21 protein-coding genes are annotated in these 20,598 nt (G+C 47.6%); all 21 read left to right on the top strand.

Annotation, left to right across the window (positions count from 1 at the left end):
• The first annotated feature begins 122 nt into the window (after positions 1 to 122).
• Positions 123 to 380, top strand: coding sequence for a phosphopantetheine-binding protein (locus tag VN105_RS02175; RefSeq protein WP_209862532.1), 258 nt, complete (start codon positions 123 to 125; stop codon positions 378 to 380).
• The gene (locus VN105_RS02180) at positions 380 to 1,255 is read left to right on the top strand and encodes a lipid A biosynthesis acyltransferase (RefSeq protein WP_325637478.1); all 876 of its coding nucleotides are present in this window, start codon (positions 380 to 382) and stop codon (positions 1,253 to 1,255) included. The genes VN105_RS02175 and VN105_RS02180 overlap by 1 nt, the downstream gene beginning before the upstream one ends.
• 75 nt (positions 1,256 to 1,330) lie before the next feature.
• The gene (locus VN105_RS02185; RefSeq protein WP_325637480.1) at positions 1,331 to 1,756 is read left to right on the top strand and encodes a 3-hydroxyacyl-ACP dehydratase; all 426 of its coding nucleotides are present in this window, start codon (positions 1,331 to 1,333) and stop codon (positions 1,754 to 1,756) included.
• A 6-nt stretch (positions 1,757 to 1,762) separates the two neighbouring features.
• Entirely contained in the window at positions 1,763 to 2,509 is a 747-nt protein-coding gene (locus VN105_RS02190; RefSeq protein ID WP_325637482.1) for a hypothetical protein, read from the top strand.
• A gap of 3 nt (positions 2,510 to 2,512) precedes the next feature.
• Positions 2,513 to 2,932: an acyl-CoA thioesterase gene (locus VN105_RS02195; RefSeq protein WP_325637484.1), complete on the top strand. Its 420-nt coding sequence runs from the start codon at positions 2,513 to 2,515 to the stop codon at positions 2,930 to 2,932.
• A gap of 12 nt (positions 2,933 to 2,944) precedes the next feature.
• Complete coding sequence (locus VN105_RS02200; RefSeq protein ID WP_325637486.1) at positions 2,945 to 4,090, top strand: beta-ketoacyl synthase N-terminal-like domain-containing protein; 1,146 nt, start codon at positions 2,945 to 2,947, stop codon at positions 4,088 to 4,090.
• A 14-nt stretch (positions 4,091 to 4,104) separates the two neighbouring features.
• Entirely contained in the window at positions 4,105 to 5,166 is a 1,062-nt protein-coding gene (locus tag VN105_RS02205; protein ID WP_325637488.1) for a class I SAM-dependent methyltransferase, read from the top strand.
• Between the two features lie 41 nt (positions 5,167 to 5,207).
• The gene (locus tag VN105_RS02210; protein WP_325637490.1) at positions 5,208 to 6,464 is read left to right on the top strand and encodes an NAD(P)/FAD-dependent oxidoreductase; all 1,257 of its coding nucleotides are present in this window, start codon (positions 5,208 to 5,210) and stop codon (positions 6,462 to 6,464) included.
• Positions 6,465 to 6,570: 106 nt separating this feature from the next.
• Positions 6,571 to 7,086, top strand: a complete 516-nt coding sequence (locus VN105_RS02215; protein WP_325637492.1) for a hypothetical protein — start codon at positions 6,571 to 6,573, stop codon at positions 7,084 to 7,086.
• Between the two features lie 19 nt (positions 7,087 to 7,105).
• Positions 7,106 to 7,372: a phosphopantetheine-binding protein gene (locus tag VN105_RS02220; protein ID WP_142686194.1), complete on the top strand. Its 267-nt coding sequence runs from the start codon at positions 7,106 to 7,108 to the stop codon at positions 7,370 to 7,372.
• A complete protein-coding gene (locus VN105_RS02225; protein WP_325637494.1) occupies positions 7,369 to 8,565 on the top strand; it encodes a beta-ketoacyl-[acyl-carrier-protein] synthase family protein in 1,197 nt (398 codons plus the stop codon). The genes VN105_RS02220 and VN105_RS02225 overlap by 4 nt, the downstream gene beginning before the upstream one ends.
• 12 nt (positions 8,566 to 8,577) lie before the next feature.
• Positions 8,578 to 9,642 (top strand): beta-ketoacyl synthase N-terminal-like domain-containing protein, encoded by a 1,065-nt coding sequence (locus VN105_RS02230; protein WP_325637496.1) that lies wholly within the window; start codon positions 8,578 to 8,580, stop codon positions 9,640 to 9,642.
• Positions 9,636 to 10,415: a polysaccharide deacetylase family protein gene (locus VN105_RS02235; RefSeq protein ID WP_325637498.1), complete on the top strand. Its 780-nt coding sequence runs from the start codon at positions 9,636 to 9,638 to the stop codon at positions 10,413 to 10,415. Before VN105_RS02230 ends, VN105_RS02235 begins: the two co-directional genes overlap by 7 nt.
• Positions 10,408 to 11,040, top strand: coding sequence for an outer membrane lipoprotein carrier protein LolA (locus VN105_RS02240; RefSeq protein ID WP_325637500.1), 633 nt, complete (start codon positions 10,408 to 10,410; stop codon positions 11,038 to 11,040). The genes VN105_RS02235 and VN105_RS02240 overlap by 8 nt, the downstream gene beginning before the upstream one ends.
• Before the next feature lie 22 nt (positions 11,041 to 11,062).
• Positions 11,063 to 11,641 (top strand): hypothetical protein, encoded by a 579-nt coding sequence (locus tag VN105_RS02245; protein WP_325637502.1) that lies wholly within the window; start codon positions 11,063 to 11,065, stop codon positions 11,639 to 11,641.
• Positions 11,642 to 11,675: 34 nt separating this feature from the next.
• The gene (locus tag VN105_RS02250; protein ID WP_209862502.1) at positions 11,676 to 12,035 is read left to right on the top strand and encodes a 3-hydroxyacyl-ACP dehydratase; all 360 of its coding nucleotides are present in this window, start codon (positions 11,676 to 11,678) and stop codon (positions 12,033 to 12,035) included.
• A complete protein-coding gene (locus VN105_RS02255; protein WP_325637504.1) occupies positions 12,036 to 13,229 on the top strand; it encodes a DUF2062 domain-containing protein in 1,194 nt (397 codons plus the stop codon).
• Positions 13,222 to 17,097: a 1-acyl-sn-glycerol-3-phosphate acyltransferase gene (locus tag VN105_RS02260; protein ID WP_325637506.1), complete on the top strand. Its 3,876-nt coding sequence runs from the start codon at positions 13,222 to 13,224 to the stop codon at positions 17,095 to 17,097. The genes VN105_RS02255 and VN105_RS02260 overlap by 8 nt, the downstream gene beginning before the upstream one ends.
• Positions 17,084 to 18,601, top strand: coding sequence for an NAD(P)/FAD-dependent oxidoreductase (locus tag VN105_RS02265; RefSeq protein ID WP_325637508.1), 1,518 nt, complete (start codon positions 17,084 to 17,086; stop codon positions 18,599 to 18,601). Before VN105_RS02260 ends, VN105_RS02265 begins: the two co-directional genes overlap by 14 nt.
• On the top strand, positions 18,602 to 20,287 hold the full coding sequence (locus VN105_RS02270) for a C45 family peptidase (RefSeq protein ID WP_325637510.1): 1,686 nt from the start codon (positions 18,602 to 18,604) through the stop codon (positions 20,285 to 20,287).
• A gap of 5 nt (positions 20,288 to 20,292) precedes the next feature.
• A partial coding sequence (gene acpS / locus VN105_RS02275) for a holo-ACP synthase (protein ID WP_325637512.1) occupies positions 20,293 to 20,598 on the top strand: 306 nt, incomplete at its 3' end.

Consider the following 20,598-nt stretch of genomic DNA (forward strand, 5'->3'; position numbering starts at 1 on the left):
GATAGTAAGGGGGTGGAATGGAAAATAAATATGCTTAACTTTGGCGCTCGGAATAGGATTAGCTGACTAACAGACTGAATAAACACAAATTATTAACCGACCTATATCTGATTTCACACTTTATGGACATTAGAGAGATAATAACTGTTACGAATAAGTTTCTGGTAGAGGAGTTTGAAGCAAACCCCGCAGCCATCACGCCTGAAGCAAACATGAAATCCACGCTGGATCTGGATAGCCTGGATTATATAGACATGGTGGTAGTAATAGAAGATAACTTCGGATTTAAAGTAAAACCGGAGGAGTTCCAGGCTATTGTTAGCTTCCAGGATTTCTACAATTATGTAGCCACTCGTGTACAACAAAAAGAACTGGTATAATGCCTTCCTGGCAAGGAAAGTCTAAAGGGAATAAGTTCGGATATAGTTGTTTTGTTTTCCTGTTGAAGCATGGAGGGGTAGTACCGGCGTATCTGCTGCTGAAGTTTGTGGCCTTCTATTTTTTTGCATTTTCCTGGAGTTCCTCAAAACCTGTCTATCATTATTTCCGCACCAAAATCGGCTACAGCCGGGGGCGTGCATTAATCAGTTTATACCGTAATTATCATGTATTTGGCCAAACACTGATCGATAAGGTGGTGGTAATGGCTGATATGTCCAATAAATTCACTTTTGAATTTGAGGGAGAACATTATTTGCGCGAAATGATTGCCGGCGGCAAAGGCGGCATCCTGTTAAGCGCACATGTGGGCAACTGGGAGGTAGCCGGTCATTTGTTCAAGCGCCTGCAAACCCGTATCAATATCGTGATGTTCGATGGAGAACACCAGCGGGTAAAGGAATATCTATCGGGTATTACGGGCGACCGGAACATGAATATTATCGTGATCAAAGACGACCTGTCGCATATTTACGCCATCAATGAAGCATTGAGTAACAAGGAGCTGGTATGTATGCATGCCGACAGGTTCCTGCCAGGCAACAAAACAACAACGGCTCCCTTTTTAGGACAGGACGCACGTTTCCCGGTAGGACCTTTCCTGCTGGCTGCCACTTTCCGGGTACCGGTTTCCGTGGTATTCGCCTTCAAGGAATCAGCTACCCATTATCATTTTTTTGCCACAGAACCCCGTTTATACCACGGCCGGCGTAACCAGGGAGTAGAAACCGCCCTGCAGGATTTTGTGCAGCATGTGGAAGAAAAAGTATACCGTTACCCGGTACAATGGTTCAATTATTACGACTTTTGGGAATAATGCGTGTTTTTACTGTTAATAATTTCGTATAATTCTATTTATTTCGTGTTTCATTTTTAATAATAACTTGCGCAGATGTTTATTCATTCAGACGATATTACCGCCTATATTCCTCAGCGTGCACCCATTGTGATGATCAGTGGCATCCTGGCAGTAGATGGCCCCGTAACCCGTACCGGCCTGCATATCGCTGCAGATAATGTTTTTGTGGAGAATGGCGTACTCACCGCCCCCGGCCTGATGGAAAATATTGCGCAAACCGCCGCCGCCCGTATCGGCTATATCGCCAAACAGCAAAATACACCCGTTCCCCTGGGATTTATTGGCGCTGTAAAAGACCTGGAAATACTGGAACTGCCGCCGGCAGGACAAATGATAGAAACCACCACGGAAATCGGTGGTGAAGTATTCAATGCCACCATGGTAACCGGCAAAGTAATGTTTGAAGGCCGCCTGATGGCACAATGCGAAATGAAAATATTTACCAATCCCCAAATTTAATCACACATGAACTGCAGAAAATTAATTGCACTTCCGATGCTGATGTTGAGCATGATGACCATGACCGCGAATGCTCAAACACTTAAGAACTTCCTGGATAACAAAGATTCTTCCTTCACCTGGCTGGGGGTCGACTTTACACAGGCTAAACTGATCGGTGATGCCGCCGCCAAAACGGATGCTATCGTTGATCATGAACTGACCGCCCTAAACCAGGTAATCGTAAACGAACAGAAAAAATATGATGTGCCAGGCGCGTTTCACCGCGAAACGTACAAAACCAGTATTGGCATCGTGAATAAAAGAAATGAAGCCATCAATGGCGACGGCATGAAATCAGACGACTCTGAAGATTTCGAACGCCTCAAAGCAGAAGATATTACCAAACTGGTGAAATCGTACGATTTTGCCGGAAAACACGGTATTGGCGCATTGATCGTTATGGAAGGCATGAGCAAAACCAGCAAAAGCGCCTCTATGTGGGTAACCCTGGTAGACATGGACCGTAAAAATGTACTGATGACAGAACGTTACATCGGTAAAGGCCAGAAATGGAGCTTTGCATGGCGTAACTACTGGCTGGCCACCATTAAAAGCGTACTGGATGATGTAGACGATGACTACAGCAAACTGAGAACCAAGTATGCAGAAGCCAAAGATCCGGAAGAACCAAAACCGGTTGTAACCACACCGCCTGCAGCTAACAAAGAAGCCAAAGCACCGGCAGCAAAGAAATCAAAGAAGAAAGGATAAATTATGATACTGACTGAATGCACCAACATACTGATTAGATTCAATGAAGCAGATCCGCTGGGAATAGTATGGCACGGGCATTATGTGCGGTATTTTGAAGATGGCAGGGAAGCTTTCGGCGAAAAATACGGGCTCAGATACCTGGATATTTTCGACGAAGGATTCACCGTACCGGTAGTAAATGTACAATGTGATTACAAACGCTCTTTGCGCTACGGCGACAGGGTAGTGGTTGAAACAAGGTATATCGACGACCTTGCGGCAAAAATAAAATTCGAATACATACTTACCAATCCTGCCACCGGGGAAATAGTAGCAAAGGGTTCTTCCGTACAGGTATTCCTGGATAAGGAAACAGCCTCCCTGCAATTGATTACCCCTCCCTTTTTCATGGAATGGAAAAGGAAGCACGGACTGGTATAACCAAAGGGTATTATGCAACAGGTGTATGTAGTAGCAGATAATATTGTGGGGCCTCTTGGCGGTACTACCCGGGAAAATTTTGACCAGGTGTTATCTGGCAACAGTGGCATAGCACAGCATAACAATGCTGCCTATGCCGCTGCTCCGTTTTATGGCGCCATTACGGCGCCCGGACAACTTGATGCCTTTACAGCGCATATTAACGTAAAAGGATACACGCGGTTTGAGAAGTTGCTCACTGCTTCTGTGCAATCGGCCCTGCAACAAACCGCCATTACACTTACGGATGCCCGCACCGGCTTTATTATTTCCACTACCAAGGGAAATATTGAATTGCTGGAGCAGCAACCGGCAGGTGCGGTACCACCCGTGGAAGACATGCAGCTGTACGCAACGGCAAAGAAAATGGCTGCCCACTTCAATGCAGCCAATGAACCGCTGGTGATCAGCAGCGCCTGTATTTCAGGGCTGGTAGCCATTTTAACCGGTAAGCGGCTGATCCAGTCGGGGCGCTACGATCATGTGGTAGTTACCGGCGGAGATGTGCTCACCCGCTTTGTATTGTCAGGGTTCCAGTCGTTCCAGGCGGTAAGCGCCGTTCCCTGTAAGCCTTTCGATGCCAACCGGACGGGGGTTACGCTCGGGGAAGGCGCCGCCACTGTAATACTCAGCAAAGAAAAAGGTAATGCCTCCTTCTCGCTGGGCGCCGGCGCCATCAGCAACGATGCCAACCATATTTCCGGCCCTTCCCGCACCGGGGAGGAGCTGGCAGCAGCTATACAGCTGGCGCTGAAAGGAAGCGGGCTAACAGCTGCAGATATAGGATTTGTATCTGCACACGGCACCGCTACCCTGTACAACGATGAAATGGAAGCAAAAGCGCTGCATCATGCCGGACTGGCCGATGTACCGGTGAACAGCCTGAAAGGCAATTACGGCCATACCCTGGGCGCAGCTGGCCTTGTGGAGGCTATTATCAGTATGCATGCTATGAAAGCAGGCGTAGTATTACCTACAAAAGGATTTGAAGTAGCCGGTGTAAGTATGCCGGTGAATGTTCATAACACCCTGCTGCAGAAAACATCCCGCCACTTCCTGAAAACGGTTTCAGGCTTCGGTGGATGCAACGCAGCCATGGTCTTTAATCTTAACAGCTAAACAAAGTTATTGTCGTGTTTAATAAAGAAACAAAATCAGCACTCGAAGCAAAAGAAGCTGCATTACGCCTGGCATTTGCCCCGGTTGCTTTCCAGGCCACCCGGGCATTACGTGATATGGGCATTTTAACGGCAGTGAGTAACAGCCGTTCCGCCGGTATTACCATTGAAGAAATAATGGAACAAACAAAAATGTCGCGTTATGCTGTAAGAGTGCTGCTGGAAGCCGGTTTGGGTATGGAACTGGTGATTGTGAACGACAAGCGCTACACCCTTACCAAAACAGGTTACTTTATTTTACATGATCAGCTTACCCGCATCAACATGGACTTTTCACAGGATATCTGCTATAAAGGCATGAATCATCTGCAGGAAAGTTTAAGGGAAGGAAAGCCCGCCGGTTTACGCGAACTGGGTCCCTGGGATACCATCTACCCCGGCCTGTCGCTGCTGCCGCCTGAAGTAGGCAAAAGCTGGTTCGACTTCGACCATTACTATTCAGACCTTGCTACCCCGCAGGCGCTGGATATTGTTTTTGAAAAGAAACCCAAACGTTTGCTCGATATAGGTGGTAACACCGGCAAATGGGCCCTGGCCTGCACCGCAAAAGATCCGGAAGTGGAAGTAACCATCTTCGACCTGCCGGGTCAGGCAGGACTGGCACAGCAGAAAATGAAAGATGCCGGTGTGGAAAACCGCGTACATTTTCATATTGCCAACATCCTCCACGAAGAAGTGCCCTTCCCGCAAGGCTTTGATGCCATCTGGATGAGCCAGTTCCTGGATTGTTTCTCCGAAGCGGAAATTGTTTCTATCCTGAAACGCTGCCGTGAAGCCCTGAACGACGGTGGCACGGTATACATCCTGGAGCCTTTCTGGAACCGGCAGCAGTTTAAATCCGCCGCTTTCTGCCTGCAGCAAACATCCCTGTATTTTACGGCCATGGCTAACGGTAACAGCCAGATGTATCACACAGATGATTTCTTCCAGTGCATTAACGATGCAGGTTTAACCATCATCGAGGAAAATGACCAGATGGGAATGAACTATACATTGCTGAAATGTCAGAAAAAATAAACCCAATCGCATAAAATCTATAACGCCCAAAATCGTCACTTATGAAAACTGAGCAAGTTGATGTACTGGTAATAGGAGCAGGTCCGGCAGGAACAGTAGCGGCATCTATTATTCATCAGGCAGGCTACAATGTAAAAGTGGTGGAGAAACAGAAATTCCCCCGTTTTGTGATAGGCGAAAGTTTGTTGCCGCGCAGTATGGAGGCGCTGGAAGAAGCCGGCTTTATTGAAGCTATTAAAGCAAAAGGTTTTCAGCAGAAGTCGGGGGCAAAGTTTGTAAAAGGCGACGCGCTCTGTGACTTTACTTTCCAGGAACAATTCACACCAGGCTGGACCTGGACCTGGCAGGTAACGCGTGCCGATTTTGATAAAACGCTGGCAGATACCGTAGAAAGCATGGGCGTACCGGTGGCATACGAAACAACAGTAACGGATATACGTTTCAATGGATCCGATTCCATTACAACGGTAGAAGATAAAGATGGTCAGCAATCGCAGATCGCTGCCCGTTTCATCGTGGATGGCAGCGGCTATGGCAGGGTGATCCCTAAATTATTCAACCTGGAGAAGAACTCCAACCTGCAACCCCGCAAGGCGTTGTTTGCACATACCGTGGATACCCGCCGTTCCATGGCGGATGAGCCTAACCGTATCACTGCGGTGGTGCATAAACCAGGCGTATGGATCTGGATCATTCCTTTCGCTACAGGGATCACCTCCCTGGGCTTTGTGGGAGATCCGGAATTTTTTGAGCAATATCCCGGCACCGACGAGGAGAAATACCGCGCCCTGCTGGAGGCAGAACCCTATACCAGGGAGCGTTTCCGTGATGTGGAGCTGGTATTTGAACCAAGGATCCTGCAGTCGTGGTCCGCTACTACGGATAAATTTTACGGAGATGGATTTGTGCTGACAGGCAATGTAACAGAATTTCTGGACCCGATTTTCTCTTCTGGTGTAACTTTGGCCTGTGTTTCGTCGCAAACAGCGGCAAAACTGGTGATCCGGAAGCTGAAAGGAGAAGAAGTAGACTGGGAAAAAGAGTACATGGAGCCTACCCTGCAGGGCGTGAATACCTTCCGCTCTTATGTAATGGCCTGGTACGAAGGCACCCTGGATACCATTTTCTTTAAGAAAGATGCCGATCCGCTTATAAAAGGGCAAATTTGTTCAGTATTGGCGGGGTATGTATGGGATATGAATAATCCCTTTGTAAAAAATCATGACACGGCATTGAAACGCCTGGCCAGGACTATCGAATTAACAGAAAAATTAAAAAGCGACCAGGAGATTGAATAGTGGATCGACATATATTACAGGAAGTTGCATTATACGTCAGAACAGGGTGTATTTAAATGGCGTTTTGTTGTGGGAGGCAGATCCCGCGCTTGAATTAGCGGGGTTTATGCGGGCAGGATATGATCATTTTTCCGGTCAGTATCCTAAATTCCATAAAATGGATGCGCTGAGCAAGCTGGGTTGGCTGGCTGCAGAAGTGTTGCTGAAAGATACGGAGATCCGTTTGCTGGCGCCTGAACAAACCGGTATGGTATTATCCAACCGGAGCAGCAGCCTGGATACAGATCTGCGCTATTATGCCACGGTAAAGGATTTTGCGAGCCCGGCGCTGTTTGTATATACGCTGCCAAATATAGTGATGGGGGAGATCTCTATCCGGCATGGTTTTAAAGGAGAGAATACTTTTTTTGTGTCAGATGTTTTTGACACAGATCTGATGAGCGCCTATCCCGCGCAGCTGCTGGCAGAAACGCCTTTGCAGGCCTGTATTTGCGGATGGGTGGAAGTAATGGACCAACAATACGAGGCGGCATTATTCCTCGTGGAAAATAAACAGCGAAGCAACGGCATCCCCCTGACGGCGGCGGCTTTGTCTTCGCTATATCAACAAAATAATAGTTAATAACTTTAATCAAATTACAGTGGAAAAGTTGATGGCGGATCTGAAAGCGCAGATCATAGAACAATTGAACTTGCAGGAAGTAGCACCGGACAGCATTGGAAACGATCAGCCGTTGTTTACGAAGGAAGGGCTTGGGCTCGATTCTATCGATGCGCTGGAATTGATTGTATTGCTGCAGCAGCATTATAATATCCGCATTGCCAACCCCGATGAAGGACCAAAGATCTTTCATTCGGTACGTACTATGGCAACGTATATCACCGAAAATCAAACCATAAAGGCATGAGTGAAAAGGTGTGGATAGCAGGTGGCGGGGTGATCAGTGGTATCGGGCTGGATATACCTGCCTGTATACAGTCGTTCCGGGATATGAAACCCGGTATGACGGCTATGCAGCACCTCTCCTCTGTGCATCATAATACCTTTCCGGTAGCGGAAGTAAAGGCAGATAACGCCACCCTCGCCGAGATGGCGCGGATGCCGGAAAATATCAGCCGGACAGCCCTGCTAAGTATGATCGCCGCCCGTGAAGCCTGGCAATCCAGCGGACTGGGAGATATTTCCCGGTACCGGGTTGGATTTGTGTCCGGCAACACGGTGGGAGGTATGGATAAAACGGAAGACTTTTTCGCTACGTACCTGTCTAACCCCCGTGGTGGCCGCCTGCAAAACCTGGTGCATCACGAATGCGGCAGCATCACCGAACTGGTGGCCGACAGCCTGGGTGTACGGCATCACATTTCTACCATCAGCACTGCCTGCTCCTCAGGCGCCAATGCCCTGATGTACGGTTCCCGGCTCATTCGTAATAACATTGTGGATGTAGTGATTGCGGGCGGTACAGATGCGCTCACGCGCTTTACACTCAATGGGTTCAACACCCTCATGATCCTTGACCAGCAGCCTTGCAGGCCATTTGACGATACCCGCACCGGGCTTAATCTTGGTGAGGGCGCCGGTTACGTGGTACTGGTATCCGACAGCCTGGCCGCCGGATTGCAGCCCTGGTGCCGCTTCAGCGGCTTTGCCAACGCCAACGATGCCTTTCACCAAACGGCCTCTTCGCCGGATGGTACCGGCAACTACCTGGCTATGAAGGGCGCACTGGACATGAGCGGATTGCAGCCGCAACAAATTGGTTATATTAATTTACACGGCACAGGTACGCAAAATAATGATGTATCTGAAGGCATCGCTATAAACCGGCTTTTTGCACCGCATTTCCCGGCCATGAGTTCTACCAAATCTTTCACCGGTCATACGCTGGGCGCCAGTGGTGGGATTGAAGCCGTATTTTCGGCGCTGGCAGTGAAAGAAGGAATTATTTACCCGAATGCGCGCTTTGAGCACCAAATGAAGGAATTACCATTTGCACCCGTTACCGCCTTTTCCGCAGGTCACGATCTGCAACATGTAATGTCTAACTCATTTGGTTTTGGCGGCAATTGTTCCAGCCTGGTATTTTCAAGGGCCAGTTAACAGCTATAAATTATGCATATCTATATAAACGGCACCGGTTGTATTTCTCCGCAGGAAACTGCGCTGGGAGGCCCTTTGCTGGCTGTTCCCAGGGAATACGAACAGGTGCGCCTGGCTACGGTGGATCCGGATTATAAACAATGGATCGATGTGAAACAGATCCGCAGGATGAGCCGCGTGGTAAAAATGGGAGTAGGCGCCGCCAACCTGAGCCTGGAAGCCGCGGGGATTACCGCTCCGGATGCTATCATTACCGGCACTGCTTACGGCTGCCTGGATGATACCGGTGTATTCCTTACTAAAATGGTGAACCAGCAGGAGGAAATGCTTACGCCTACTGCATTCATACAAAGCACCCACAACACCGTAGCCGGCCAGATCGCCCTGCTGCTGGGCAGTAACGGGTATAACAATACTTTCGTTCACCGTGGCTTTTCTTTTGAAAATGCCCTGCTGGACGCTGTTATGATACTGAAAGAAGGATCGGCGCAAAATATCCTTGCCGGTGGAGTGGATGAAATCACCAATCATAGTTTTCAGCTGTTATCGCGTTTCGGCCTTTATAAAAAGACGCCGGTAAAAACAATGGAGCTGCTGAACAGCCCTTCCAGGGGCACCATTGCCGGGGAAGGCGCGGCTTTTTTTACACTGGGTATTACCAAACAACCGGGTGCTGCCGCGGAATTATCCGGTGTAAGTACTTTGTATAAACCGTTGTGGGAAGGAGAAGTGATCGGGCATATTATGAAATTCCTGGAAGATAATAATTGTACACCCGCAGATATCGACCTGATCGTTACCGGCAGGAACGGGGATATTGACCAGGATGAAATTTATGAAGAAGTAGCGGAGGCTTTGTTCCCTGATCACGCGGAAGCAAGCTTCAAGCACCTTTGCGGCGAATATCCCACAGCAGCATCATTTGGCGTATGGATGGCCAACGCTATTATTGCAGAACAGGAAGTACCTGATGCAGCTGTGTTTTTCGGCACAGCCCCTGAAAAAATAAAAAAAGTGTTAGTCTATAATCATCACCAGGGAACACATCATTCGCTGGTATTACTCACCGCATGTTAAATAACCGGATCGTAAATATCGTAGCTGTTATCAGTCTCCTGGTACTCCTGTTCCTGGATAAGGTAATGGCGTATGGTATTCCCTTCTGGTGGTATAGCCTGCCGGTACTCATTTTCCTTCCTGTTACCGTTTACGGCGCCATGAATATTGAATCCGGCTTCTTCCTGAAAGTGCGTTGCGAAGCGGACACCACGGAAAAGGTAGTAGCGCTTTCTTTCGACGACGGGCCACAGGAGGCATTTACGCCGGAAATACTGGATACCTTGCACAGGGAACAGGTACCTGCTGCTTTTTTTTGTATCGGGAAGAATATTACCGGTAATGAGCACTTACTGAAACGGATATACGACGAAGGCCATGTGATAGGTAACCATACTTTTTCACATCACTTCTGGTTTGATATGAAACTGTCTAGCAATATGCTGAAGGATATGCAGCAAATGGATGCGCTGACGGTAGGCGCTACAGGATTGCATCCGCGCCTGTTCCGCCCGCCATACGGCGTTACCAATCCAAATCTTGCAAGGGCAGTAAAAGCAGGTAATTATCTGCCGGTAGGCTGGAATATACGCTCACTGGATACGGTAGCAAAGGATGGAACCGCTTTACTACACCGCATCCTGGCGCAGCTGAAACCAGGTGCTGTCATTTTACTGCACGATACCTGTAAAATCACGGCGGATATACTCCCGCAGCTGATCCGGGGAATCCGTGAAAAAGGATACCGGCTGGAAAGAATTGATAAAATGTTAAATGTACGTGCATATGTGTAAATGGCTGTTAACTTTGATGGGTTGTGTAATGAGCCTGCAAATACAGGCCCAGTCCGGTTTTAAGCCGGTAGGAGATATGGCGCCGCTGAAACAGCAGTTTGCAAAGGCCGCTCAGAATACCCAAAGTATCCAGTGCGATTTTGTACAGGAGAAGAACCTGAGCATGTTATCCGACAAAATTGTATCTAAAGGAAAATTCTGGTTTAAGAAAGATAATAAAGTAAGAATGGAATACCTCCAGCCTTCTTATTATTTGCTGGTGATCAACGGGAAAGATATCCGTATTAAAGATGCACAGAAAGAGAATAAAGTATCCGGGAAGAATAACAAGCTGTTTGAACAGATCAATAAAATTACGGTAGACTGTGTAAGGGGAACCGTGCTGGATAACGCCGACTTTTCTGTGAAAGCCGCTGAAAACAGCCAGCACTACCGCCTGGAGCTTACACCGGTGAACAAGGTGATGAAAGAATATTTTCAAACGATTGTATTGCTGGTAGATAAACAGGATTATTCGGTATCAAAAATTACGATGGCGGAGCAATCCGGCGATGATACCACTATCAGTTTTTTACATAAACAATTGAATACAAATATCCCCGATGCGGTATTTTCTGCTAAGTAGCTTGTTGGCAACAGTGATGCTGATGGCAGGCTGCCGATCGGTGTATAAAGGCTTACAGCCTGCAAACGGGGAGGTGGATTGCATCCGGCAGTTCAGTCCGCAGTTTACATCTACGCTGTATAGTACACAGGTGGATATCCTGAAGCATCACCTGAGCGGACTCCTGTTTTTTAAGCAAATGCCTGATAGCAGTATCCGCATAGTGTTTGCCAACGAGATGGGATTTAAGTTCTTTGATTTTGAATTTGATAAGCGGGGCAATTTCACCAAACACTACCTGATGGCCAAAATGGACCGGAAGGCAGTGGTGAAAACATTGCAGCAGGATTTTGCCCTGGTATTACTGCGGCCTGATTTGCAACAGGCACATGTTGCTACGGATAACTGTTACCGTTATATAGTAGTGCCTACGGAAAAAGGGAACAACTACTATATCACGGATACCGCCTGTACGAAGTTGGTCCGGATAGAAAAATCGTCGCGCCGCAAACCCGCTGTTACCGTGTGGATGCAGCATTACAGTAATGGCGTGCCGGATACCATAAATATCCGCCATGAACATTTCAAATTCAATATTTCATTACAGAAAGTAGAAAAGTAAATACGTCACCATAATTATATAATCACACTGTCCAATGTTAGCAGGAAATTTTTATACCGTCACCTCGCAATCCCGGGAAGCCGGACAGGTGGCTGTTACCATCGAACTGAATGCAGCACATCCTATATTCCAGGGACATTTCCCGGAGCAACCCGTAGTGCCTGGCGTATGCATGATGCAAACCATTACAGAGGTGCTGGAAAGTGCGCTGGACAAAAAAGTGAAGCTGAAAAAAGCCAGCCAGATGAAGTTCCTGAACATGATAGACCCAACGAAACAACCGCTGGTAGATGTAACCCTCACTTATAAGGAAGAGGAAGGCGGATGGAAAGTGAATGCTACGCTGAAGCGTGACGACAAAACATTTATGAAGTTCCAGGGTATATTCAACTAAGTGACAAACCAGCCTACACATAACGAACATTTTGAGCGTCATCGTGCAGCGGTGCTTATTCCTACGTATAATAACGCAGGAACACTGGGCAATGTATTATCTGATGCACTGGCTTATACCAGTCATGTGATAGTGGTAAATGACGGCGCTACCGACGAAACAACCGCAGTGTTGGAGCAATTTCCATCCCTGCAGTTAGTATCGTATAGCCCTAACCGTGGTAAAGGTATTGCGCTCCGCCGCGGATTTGCCTATGCCCTGGAACAGGGTTATGACTATGTAATTACCATGGATGCCGACGGGCAGCACTTTGCCACCGACCTGCCTGCCATGCTGCAGCAGATCGAAGAAAAGCCGGATGCTCTCGTAATAGGTGCCCGTAACCTGCACCAGGAGAATATGCCCGGCAAAAGCACCTCCGCCAATAAAGTATCCAACTTCTGGTTCCATGTAACTACCGGGTTGAAAGGCCCCGACACACAATCGGGCTACCGCCTGTATCCCCTGCGCCGCATGGGAAATATGCACTACTTCTGCACCAAATACGAATTTGAGATAGAAGTATTGGTACGCAGCGCCTGGAAGGGTATTAAAGTAGACTGGACCCCCGTGCGGGTATATTACCCACCGCCGGAAGAGCGGGTATCGCACTTCAGACCGGTTAGGGATGTTTCCCGCATCACTGTGCTGAATACCATATTGGTGCTGGTTACCTTTTTATATATCAAGCCCCGCGACCTGATCCGTTTTCTTTTAAAAAAAGAAAACTGGAAAAAGATGTGGAAAGAGGAAGTGCTGAAATCTGATGAATCCAATATCAGGAAAGCAGCTGCCATTGGCTTTGGCATTTTTATGGGAATTGTACCTATCTGGGGATTCCAGCTGCTGGTATCTATCCTGTTGTCTATTAAATTCAAACTGAATAAAGCGCTGGTGCTGCTTTTTGCACATATCAGCACACCTCCGCTTACACCGTTCGTGATCTTTGCCAGCTTCCTGGCAGGCCGGGTATGGATGGGACAAACCGCCAAAGACCTGGTATTTTCCAACGGCATCACTTTCGACACCATCAGGGATAACCTGTTGCAATATGTATTTGGCAGTATTACCCTGGCTGTAACAGGAGGGTTACTGGCCTGGCTGATCAGTTGGGCAATACTGGCAATTTTTAGAAAAGAACAGAGAAATGGGTAATATTTTTGTAGCGATCTATAACTTTTTTGAACGGCGTAAAGCATGGATGTGGTGTTGTACCATTGCCAGTTTTTTGCTGGTAGGTTATTTTGCCGCACAAATAAAGCTGGAAGAAGATATTACCAAAATTTTGCCGCAGGATAAGAAACTGGATAAGCTGCAGCAGGTGTTCCAGGATTCAAGATTTGCTGACAAGCTGATTATTACCATCTCCCAAAAAGATACTTTAAAGGAAGCCCAACCCGATAGTTTAACCGCTTATGCAGCGGCGCTTACCACCCGGGCCGGCGCACAGCTGTCGCCTTATATCCGGCAGATCCAGTCGCAAACCGATGATGCCATGATCATGGGACTAATGCAGGTGATACAACAACACCTGCCTGTTTTCCTGGAAGCAAATGATTATGCAAAGATCGATAGTTTGCTGATGCCCGGACAGCTGCAACAATCCTTACAATACGATTATAACACGCTGATATCGCCAGCCGGGCTGGTACTGAAGAAAATGATCCAGGCCGATCCGGTAGGCATTTCCTGGATAGGTGTAAAGAAACTGCAACACCTGCAATACGATGATCAGTTTGAATTGTATGACAACTACATCATCACCAAAGATCACAAACACCTGATGATCTTTATTACGCCTGCCAATCCGCCGGGCGCTACAAAAATAAATGCGCAGTTCCTCAAAGGGCTTGACGGTATTAAAGACAGTTTAGACCGGCAGTATCCGGGTATTGCGGCTTCTTACTTTGGCGGTACCGCCGTTTCCGTAGGTAATGCCACCCAGTTAAGACAAGATACCTTTCTAACACAAGGAATCACCATAGTATTGCTGATCGTATTGATCGCGTTATTTTTTAAGAAGAAGAGGGCTCCGGTGCTGGTAATGCTGCCGGTTATTTTCGGCGGCCTGTTCTCACTGGCATGGATATACGTTATAAAAGGACATATTGCGGTAATGGCGCTGGGCGCCGGCGCAGTAGTACTGGGCATTGCAGTGAATTATTCCCTGCATGTGTTTAACCATTACCGTCACTCGCACGATATCCGGGAAGTGATCAGCGACCTGGCCACGCCTATGACGCTGGGAAGCTTTACCACCATCGGTGGTTTTCTTTGTTTGCAGTTTGTGCATTCGCCCATGCTGAAAGATGTGGGATTGTTTGCCGCACTCAGCCTGGTTGGCGCCGCGCTGTTTTCACTGATCTTCCTGCCGCACTGGATGGTAATGGGGCGGCAACCCGCAGCAGTAAATACTCACCACGATAACTGGCTCGACAAATTATCTGCACTCCGGCCGGAGAAAAATAAATACCTGGTAGGCGCCATTTTCCTGCTCACTATTGTATTTTTTTATACCGCGCGTAACGTATCATTTGAAAGTGATATGATGCGCATGAACTATATGACGCCGGAACTAAAAGCGGCGGAAGCGCAGCTGAACAGTGTGAACGCTTATGTGTCGCAATCTGTATACGTGGTGTCCGACGGCCGGAACCTGGAAGGAGCGTTGGAAAACGGGGAGCGGCTGATGCCGGTTATCGGGCAATTACAGGATAAAGGTATTGTGAAAAAATATGCCGGCGTACAGGCGTTACTGTTATCCGCTAAAGAACAGCAGGACCGCATTAACCGCTGGAACAATTACTGGACGGCAGATAAAAAACAACAACTGCTGCAATATCTCCGTAAAGAGGGAAGCGCGCTGGGCTTTAGCAAATCTGCCTTTGATTCCTTCGACAGGCTGATCAACAGCAACTTCCAGCCGCTTGAGCCGGAGGCGTTGAAATCACTGCGCAGCGGCAATATTGGCGATTTTATTATAGAGAAAAACGGGGCTACTTCAGTAGTAACATTGCTGAAAGTAGATCCGGCACATAAACAGCAGGTATATGATGCACTGGAGAAGTTACCCGGCACTACCGTGCTGGATAAACAGTATGCGGCTAACCGCCTGGTGGAAGTAGTGAAAAATGAGTTCAACAGCATTGCCTGGATGACTTCCCTGCTGGTGTTTTTCGCATTGTTGTTATCATACGGCCGTATTGAACTGGCATTGATCACCTTTATCCCAATGGTGGTAAGCTGGATATGGATACTGGGCATTATGGGCCTGTTTGGCATTAAATTCAATATTGTAAATATTATCCTGTCTACTTTTATTTTTGGTTTGGGAGATGATTACAGCATCTTTATGATGGACGGGCTGTTGCAGGAATACAGAACAGGGAAGAAAACACTTTCTTCTTTTAAATCATCCATCTTCCTGTCGGCCATCACTACTATTTTAGGACTGGGCGTACTTATTTTTGCACAGCATCCTTCGCTGAAATCTATTGCCCTGATCTCTATTATTGGTATCGGAACGGTGGTGTTGATCTCGCAGGTAATGATCCCTTTCCTGTTTAACTGGCTTATCACCGGGCGCGTGCGCAAAGGCTTTGCACCATGGACTTTCAAAGGATGGACGCTTTCTGTATTTTCCTTCATTTACTTCGCCACCGGCAGTTTCCTTTTAACGGCCATTGGTACAGTGCTGATCCGCTGGAATCCTTTCAATAAAGAGAAAGGAAAGGTATTGTATCACCGCATCCTTTCTGCATATACACACAGCGTATTGTATATTATGCGCAATGTAAAAAAGCGCATCATCAATCCATTGAATGAGCAATTGGAGAAGCCTGCGGTGATCATCAGTAACCACCAGTCGTTCCTGGATATATTGGTGTCTACCATGCTGCATCCTAAAGTGATATTGCTCACTAACCAGTGGGTGTGGCGCTCACCGGTGTTTGGCGCTGTGGTACGGCTGGCAGATTATTACCCTGTAGCAGATGGCGCTGAAGGAGCTATTGAAAAGCTGCGGGAAAGAGTGGCGGCAGGATATTCTATTGTAGTATACCCGGAAGGCACCCGCTCCCCGGACCCTGCTATCAAGCGGTTTCATAAGGGTGCGTTTTATATTGCAGAGCAACTGGGGCTGGATATTTTACCGATGGTAATTCACGGTACCGCCTATACGATGACCAAAGGTGATTTCCTGTTGAAAGATGGTACGGTAAGCGTAAAGTATTTACCGCGTATCCGGCAGGACGACAAATCATGGGGAGATAACTACAGCGCCCGTACGAAATCTATCAGCCGTTATTTTAAACAACAGTACGAAGTATTACGCGCGGAAACGGAGGTGCCAAAATATTTCCGGGAGCAACTGAAATATAATTACATCTATAAAGGGCCGGTACTGGAATGGTATATGCGGGTGAAAACGAAGATGGAAAACAATTATGAATTGTTCCATGAGTTATTACCCAAAGAAGGCCGTATACTTGACATTGGCTGTGGGTACGGCTTTATGGACTATATACTTGCCTGGACGGCGCCGGGAAGGAACATCACCGGTATTGATTATGATGAAGATAAAATAGCCACTGCGGCTCATTGCTTTAAGAAAGCGGAACAGCTGCAGTTCATTCACGGCGATATTTCCGATACCCCTTTTGACGAATATGATGCCTTTATTTTGAGCGATGTGCTGCATTACCTGCCTGCAGCAGAACAGGAAACATTGTTGCAGCAATGTATAGCGCGGCTCGCACCCGGTGGCGTGATTGTAATACGCGATGGCGACAGCGACAGGGCCAAAAGGCACGAGGGTACAAAGTTTACAGAGTTTATGTCTACAAAGGTGATCGGGTTCAATAAAACGAAAGCTCAGCAGTTAACGTTTTTTTCAGCAGCACACGTGCGTAACCTGGTTCACAAGTATGGAGCGGTAGCGGAGGAAATAGATAATACCCGTTACACCTCCAATGTCATATTTGTGATAAAAAAACTCTCCCAAAAAAATTATGCAACACTATGATGTTATCATTATAGGCAGCGGCCTGGGCGGCCTGGTATGCGGAGCGATCCTCAGCCGGCATGGGTACCGTGTATGCATATACGAAAAGAACCGGCAAACCGGTGGATGCCTGCAAACCTGGTCGAGAGATAAAGTGATTTTTGATTCCGGTGTGCATTATATCGGCGGACTGGCCCCCGGTGAAAACCTCTATCAAGTATTTAAATACCTCGGCATTTATGATCAGCTCCGGCTGAAACGCATGGATATGGACGGCTTTGATCATATCAGTTTCGCAGGCGATGATAAAGTATACCGCATTGCCCAGGGAGAGGAAAATTTCATCCGTACCCTGCTGGCGGATTTCCCGGGTGAAGAGGCCGCATTGCGCGCTTACTGCGATAAGATCGCCGAAGTATGCAGCAAATTTCCTTTGTATAACTTACGTACCGGCGATTATGAGGAGAAGCGCTCCGTGTTGCAGCTCAATACGGCCGATTATCTTCGCAGTATTACCCGTAATGAAAAACTGCAACAGGTACTGGCGGGTAATAACCTGTTGTACGCAGGCGTAGCAGAGAAAACACCCTTTTACGTGCATGCGCTGGTGGTAAACAGCTATATGAAAAGTTCCTGGAAGTGTGTGGATGGCGGCTCTCAGATAGGCAAGCTGTTATGCCGGCAAATCAGGGAACATGGCGGGGAGGTGATCCGCAACATGGCTGTAACGGCCATCAACGGGGAAGGCGACCGGGTAGATCATGTTGTATTGCAGGATGGAAGCAAGGCACAAGCCACGCATTACATCTCCAACCTGCATCCTGCACAAACCATGGCTATTACACACAGCGATGTATTGCGAAGCGCCTACCGTAACCGTATTCAGGGCCTGGAAAATTCCGTAGGCGCTTTTGTACTGAACGTGGCATTGAAGCCGCGTACCTTTAAATATCTTAACTATAATCATTATTACCACGCCACAGACAATGCCTGGGCGGGTATTGCCTATAAAGAAGAGGAATGGCCGCAAACCTATGCCATGTATGTAGCTGCCAGTTCTAAAGATGAAACATGGGCGGATAGTTTGTCGGTGATGACCTACATGCGCTATGAAGAAATGGAGCCATGGCAGCATACTTTTAACACCGTATTGCAAACAGGCAGCAGGGGAGCGGAGTATGAGGCTTTTAAAGAGAAGAAGGCCAACCTGCTCATCGATTGCGTGGAGAAGCAGTTCCCGGGCTTCCGTGATTGTATCCACACTTCCTATGTAGCTACGCCGTTGTCGTACCGCGATTACATCGGCACGGGCGACGGCAGTATGTACGGTATCGCAAAAGATAGTGCAGATCCCCTGCGGACAATGATTTCAGCCCGTACTAAGCTATCCAATTTGTATCTTACCGGACAAAACCTGAACTTGCATGGAATTTTGGGGGTAGCTATCAGCGGTGTGATCACCTCAGCGGAGTTGTTGGGGATGGATTTCCTGGTAGATGAAATTAATCAGTCAATTTATACTTAAGTGAAAAATAAGAAACGCAGCGGCTGGAGAAGATTTGGACGCATACTATTATACATCATTGGCTTTTTCATATTGCTTTTTGTGGGGCTGGCCATTTACCTGGTAGCCGTAAGCAAAATGCCTCCGCCGGAAATTGCAGACAAGAGTGCATTACAGCTGCAGCGCACTGCGCTGGACAGCACAGCCTATACTTTGGGCAATAACTGGTTCCGTAAAAGCAACAGTGGTTTGTATGAAATGTATGTGGAAGGAGCGCCTTTCGAAAGAGGGGTGATCAATGGCAAGCTTTCCGGGGAACTGATCCGCCGGCAGGAAGATGTGTTTGTGGCGCAGTTCAGCAAAATGGTGCCCTCTACTTTCTACCTCCATTTCCTGAAATATTTCATAGGCTGGTTTAACCGCGACCTGGCAGATCATGTGCCGGAGGAATTTAAGGAAGAAATATACGGAGAGTCCTTTTCTGCTTCACCCAACTACGATTATATCGGTACCAACTATGCGAGGCTGATGAACTATCATGCCGCACACGACATCGGGCATGCCCTGCAGGGCATGATGCTGGTAGGCTGTACATCTTTCGGTACCTGGAATGAGCAGTCGGCCGACAGTAACCTGATCATTGGCCGTAACTTTGATTTTTACATGGGTGATGATTTTGCGAAAGAGAAGATGGTGGTATTCTACCGCCCGCAGAAAGGTCATAACTTTATGTTTGTGACCTGGGGAGGATTTACCGGCGTGGTATCCGGCATGAACGACAAAGGTCTTACGGTAACCATCAATGCGGCTAAAACAAGTGTGCCCACAGCCGCTGCTACCCCGGTATCGCTGGTGGCGCGGGAAATATTGCAGTACGCAAAAAATATTAGCGAAGCCTGGGAAATTGCAAGGAAGCGCAAAATGTTTGTATCTGAATCTTTCCTGATCGGCTCTGCAGAAGATAACAAAGCGGTGATCATCCAGAAAACACCTGAGGGAATGGATATGTATAGTTCCGGTAAGAATTTTATCAGCTGTACCAATCACTACCAGGGCGATTCGCTGGGCAGCCTTGCTTCCAATAAACTGCAGATGAAAGAAAGCGCTTCCGAATACCGTTTCGAAAGACTAACGGAACTGATGAAAGAGAAAGGCCCCAACACCGTTCAAAAAACAGTGGACATCCTGCGTGACCGTGGTGGATTACATAATGCCGACATCGGGATGGGGAATGAGAAAGCCATTAATCAGCTGATAGCGCATCACTCCATTGTATTTGAGCCTAAGAAGGGAATGGTATGGGTATCTACCGCTCCGTACCAGCTGGGACAGTTTGTGGCCTATGACCTGAATAAGATATTCAGTATGCATGGCCTTACAAGCGATCATGAAGTATACGACAGTGCACAGAATATAGCAGCCGACAGCTTCCTGCTGTCAAAAGAGTATCTTGCCTTTGAAACCTACCGCCGGCTGAGGGATCAGCTGAAAGAAGGACAGGCAGTGGATATTAACGCATTGATTGCTTCTAACCCCGCCTATTACCACACTTATGTGCTGGCAGGCGATTATGAGTACAGGCAGGAAGCATATGCTAAAGCGAAATCTTATTATGAAACTGCTTTAACAAAAGTAATTGCTACTAAGGGAGAAGAAGATCATATCCGCAAACAACTGGCGCTGTGTAATGCTAAACTGAAAAGCTAACCGCTATGATCATTGGCATCGGGACAGATATTGTAGAAGTACCGCGCATCGCAGCAAAACTGGCGAAAGGAGACGGATTCCGTAACCTGGTATTCACCCCTTTTGAAATCAGTTATTGTGAAAACCAGGCGATGCCGGCAGAAAGTTATGCCGCCCGTTTTGCCGCAAAGGAAGCCCTGCTGAAGGCTTTGGGGACAGGATGGGGTAATGGCGGTGTAAATTTCGATGAAATAGAAATACGCAATGATGCCGCTCGTGCTCCCGCCGATGGTGGGAGGGGTCGCGCTGCTGTTCCTCCTCGGCCGCTCCAG

Origin of the sequence: Chitinophaga sp., assembly GCF_035564935.1 — a bacterium.
Taxonomy (GTDB): Bacteria; Bacteroidota; Bacteroidia; order Chitinophagales; family Chitinophagaceae; genus Chitinophaga.

Bases quoted from the DNA above. Each gene is read 5' to 3' on its own strand.
- VN105_RS02175 (WP_209862532.1), top strand. From the start codon at position 123: ATGGACATTAGAGAGATAATAACTGTTACGAATAAGTTTCTGGTAGAG.
- VN105_RS02180 (WP_325637478.1), top strand. From the start codon at position 380: ATGCCTTCCTGGCAAGGAAAGTCTAAAGGGAATAAGTTCGGATATAGT.
- VN105_RS02185 (WP_325637480.1), top strand. From the start codon at position 1,331: ATGTTTATTCATTCAGACGATATTACCGCCTATATTCCTCAGCGTGCA.
- VN105_RS02190 (WP_325637482.1), top strand. From the start codon at position 1,763: ATGAACTGCAGAAAATTAATTGCACTTCCGATGCTGATGTTGAGCATG.
- VN105_RS02195 (WP_325637484.1), top strand. From the start codon at position 2,513: ATGATACTGACTGAATGCACCAACATACTGATTAGATTCAATGAAGCA.
- VN105_RS02200 (WP_325637486.1), top strand. From the start codon at position 2,945: ATGCAACAGGTGTATGTAGTAGCAGATAATATTGTGGGGCCTCTTGGC.
- VN105_RS02210 (WP_325637490.1), top strand. From the start codon at position 5,208: ATGAAAACTGAGCAAGTTGATGTACTGGTAATAGGAGCAGGTCCGGCA.
- VN105_RS02215 (WP_325637492.1), top strand. From the start codon at position 6,571: ATGCGGGCAGGATATGATCATTTTTCCGGTCAGTATCCTAAATTCCAT.
- VN105_RS02225 (WP_325637494.1), top strand. From the start codon at position 7,369: ATGAGTGAAAAGGTGTGGATAGCAGGTGGCGGGGTGATCAGTGGTATC.
- VN105_RS02230 (WP_325637496.1), top strand. From the start codon at position 8,578: ATGCATATCTATATAAACGGCACCGGTTGTATTTCTCCGCAGGAAACT.
- VN105_RS02235 (WP_325637498.1), top strand. From the start codon at position 9,636: ATGTTAAATAACCGGATCGTAAATATCGTAGCTGTTATCAGTCTCCTG.
- VN105_RS02240 (WP_325637500.1), top strand. From the start codon at position 10,408: ATGTGTAAATGGCTGTTAACTTTGATGGGTTGTGTAATGAGCCTGCAA.
- VN105_RS02245 (WP_325637502.1), top strand. From the start codon at position 11,063: ATGGCAGGCTGCCGATCGGTGTATAAAGGCTTACAGCCTGCAAACGGG.
- VN105_RS02250 (WP_209862502.1), top strand. From the start codon at position 11,676: ATGTTAGCAGGAAATTTTTATACCGTCACCTCGCAATCCCGGGAAGCC.
- VN105_RS02260 (WP_325637506.1), top strand. From the start codon at position 13,222: ATGGGTAATATTTTTGTAGCGATCTATAACTTTTTTGAACGGCGTAAA.
- VN105_RS02265 (WP_325637508.1), top strand. From the start codon at position 17,084: ATGCAACACTATGATGTTATCATTATAGGCAGCGGCCTGGGCGGCCTG.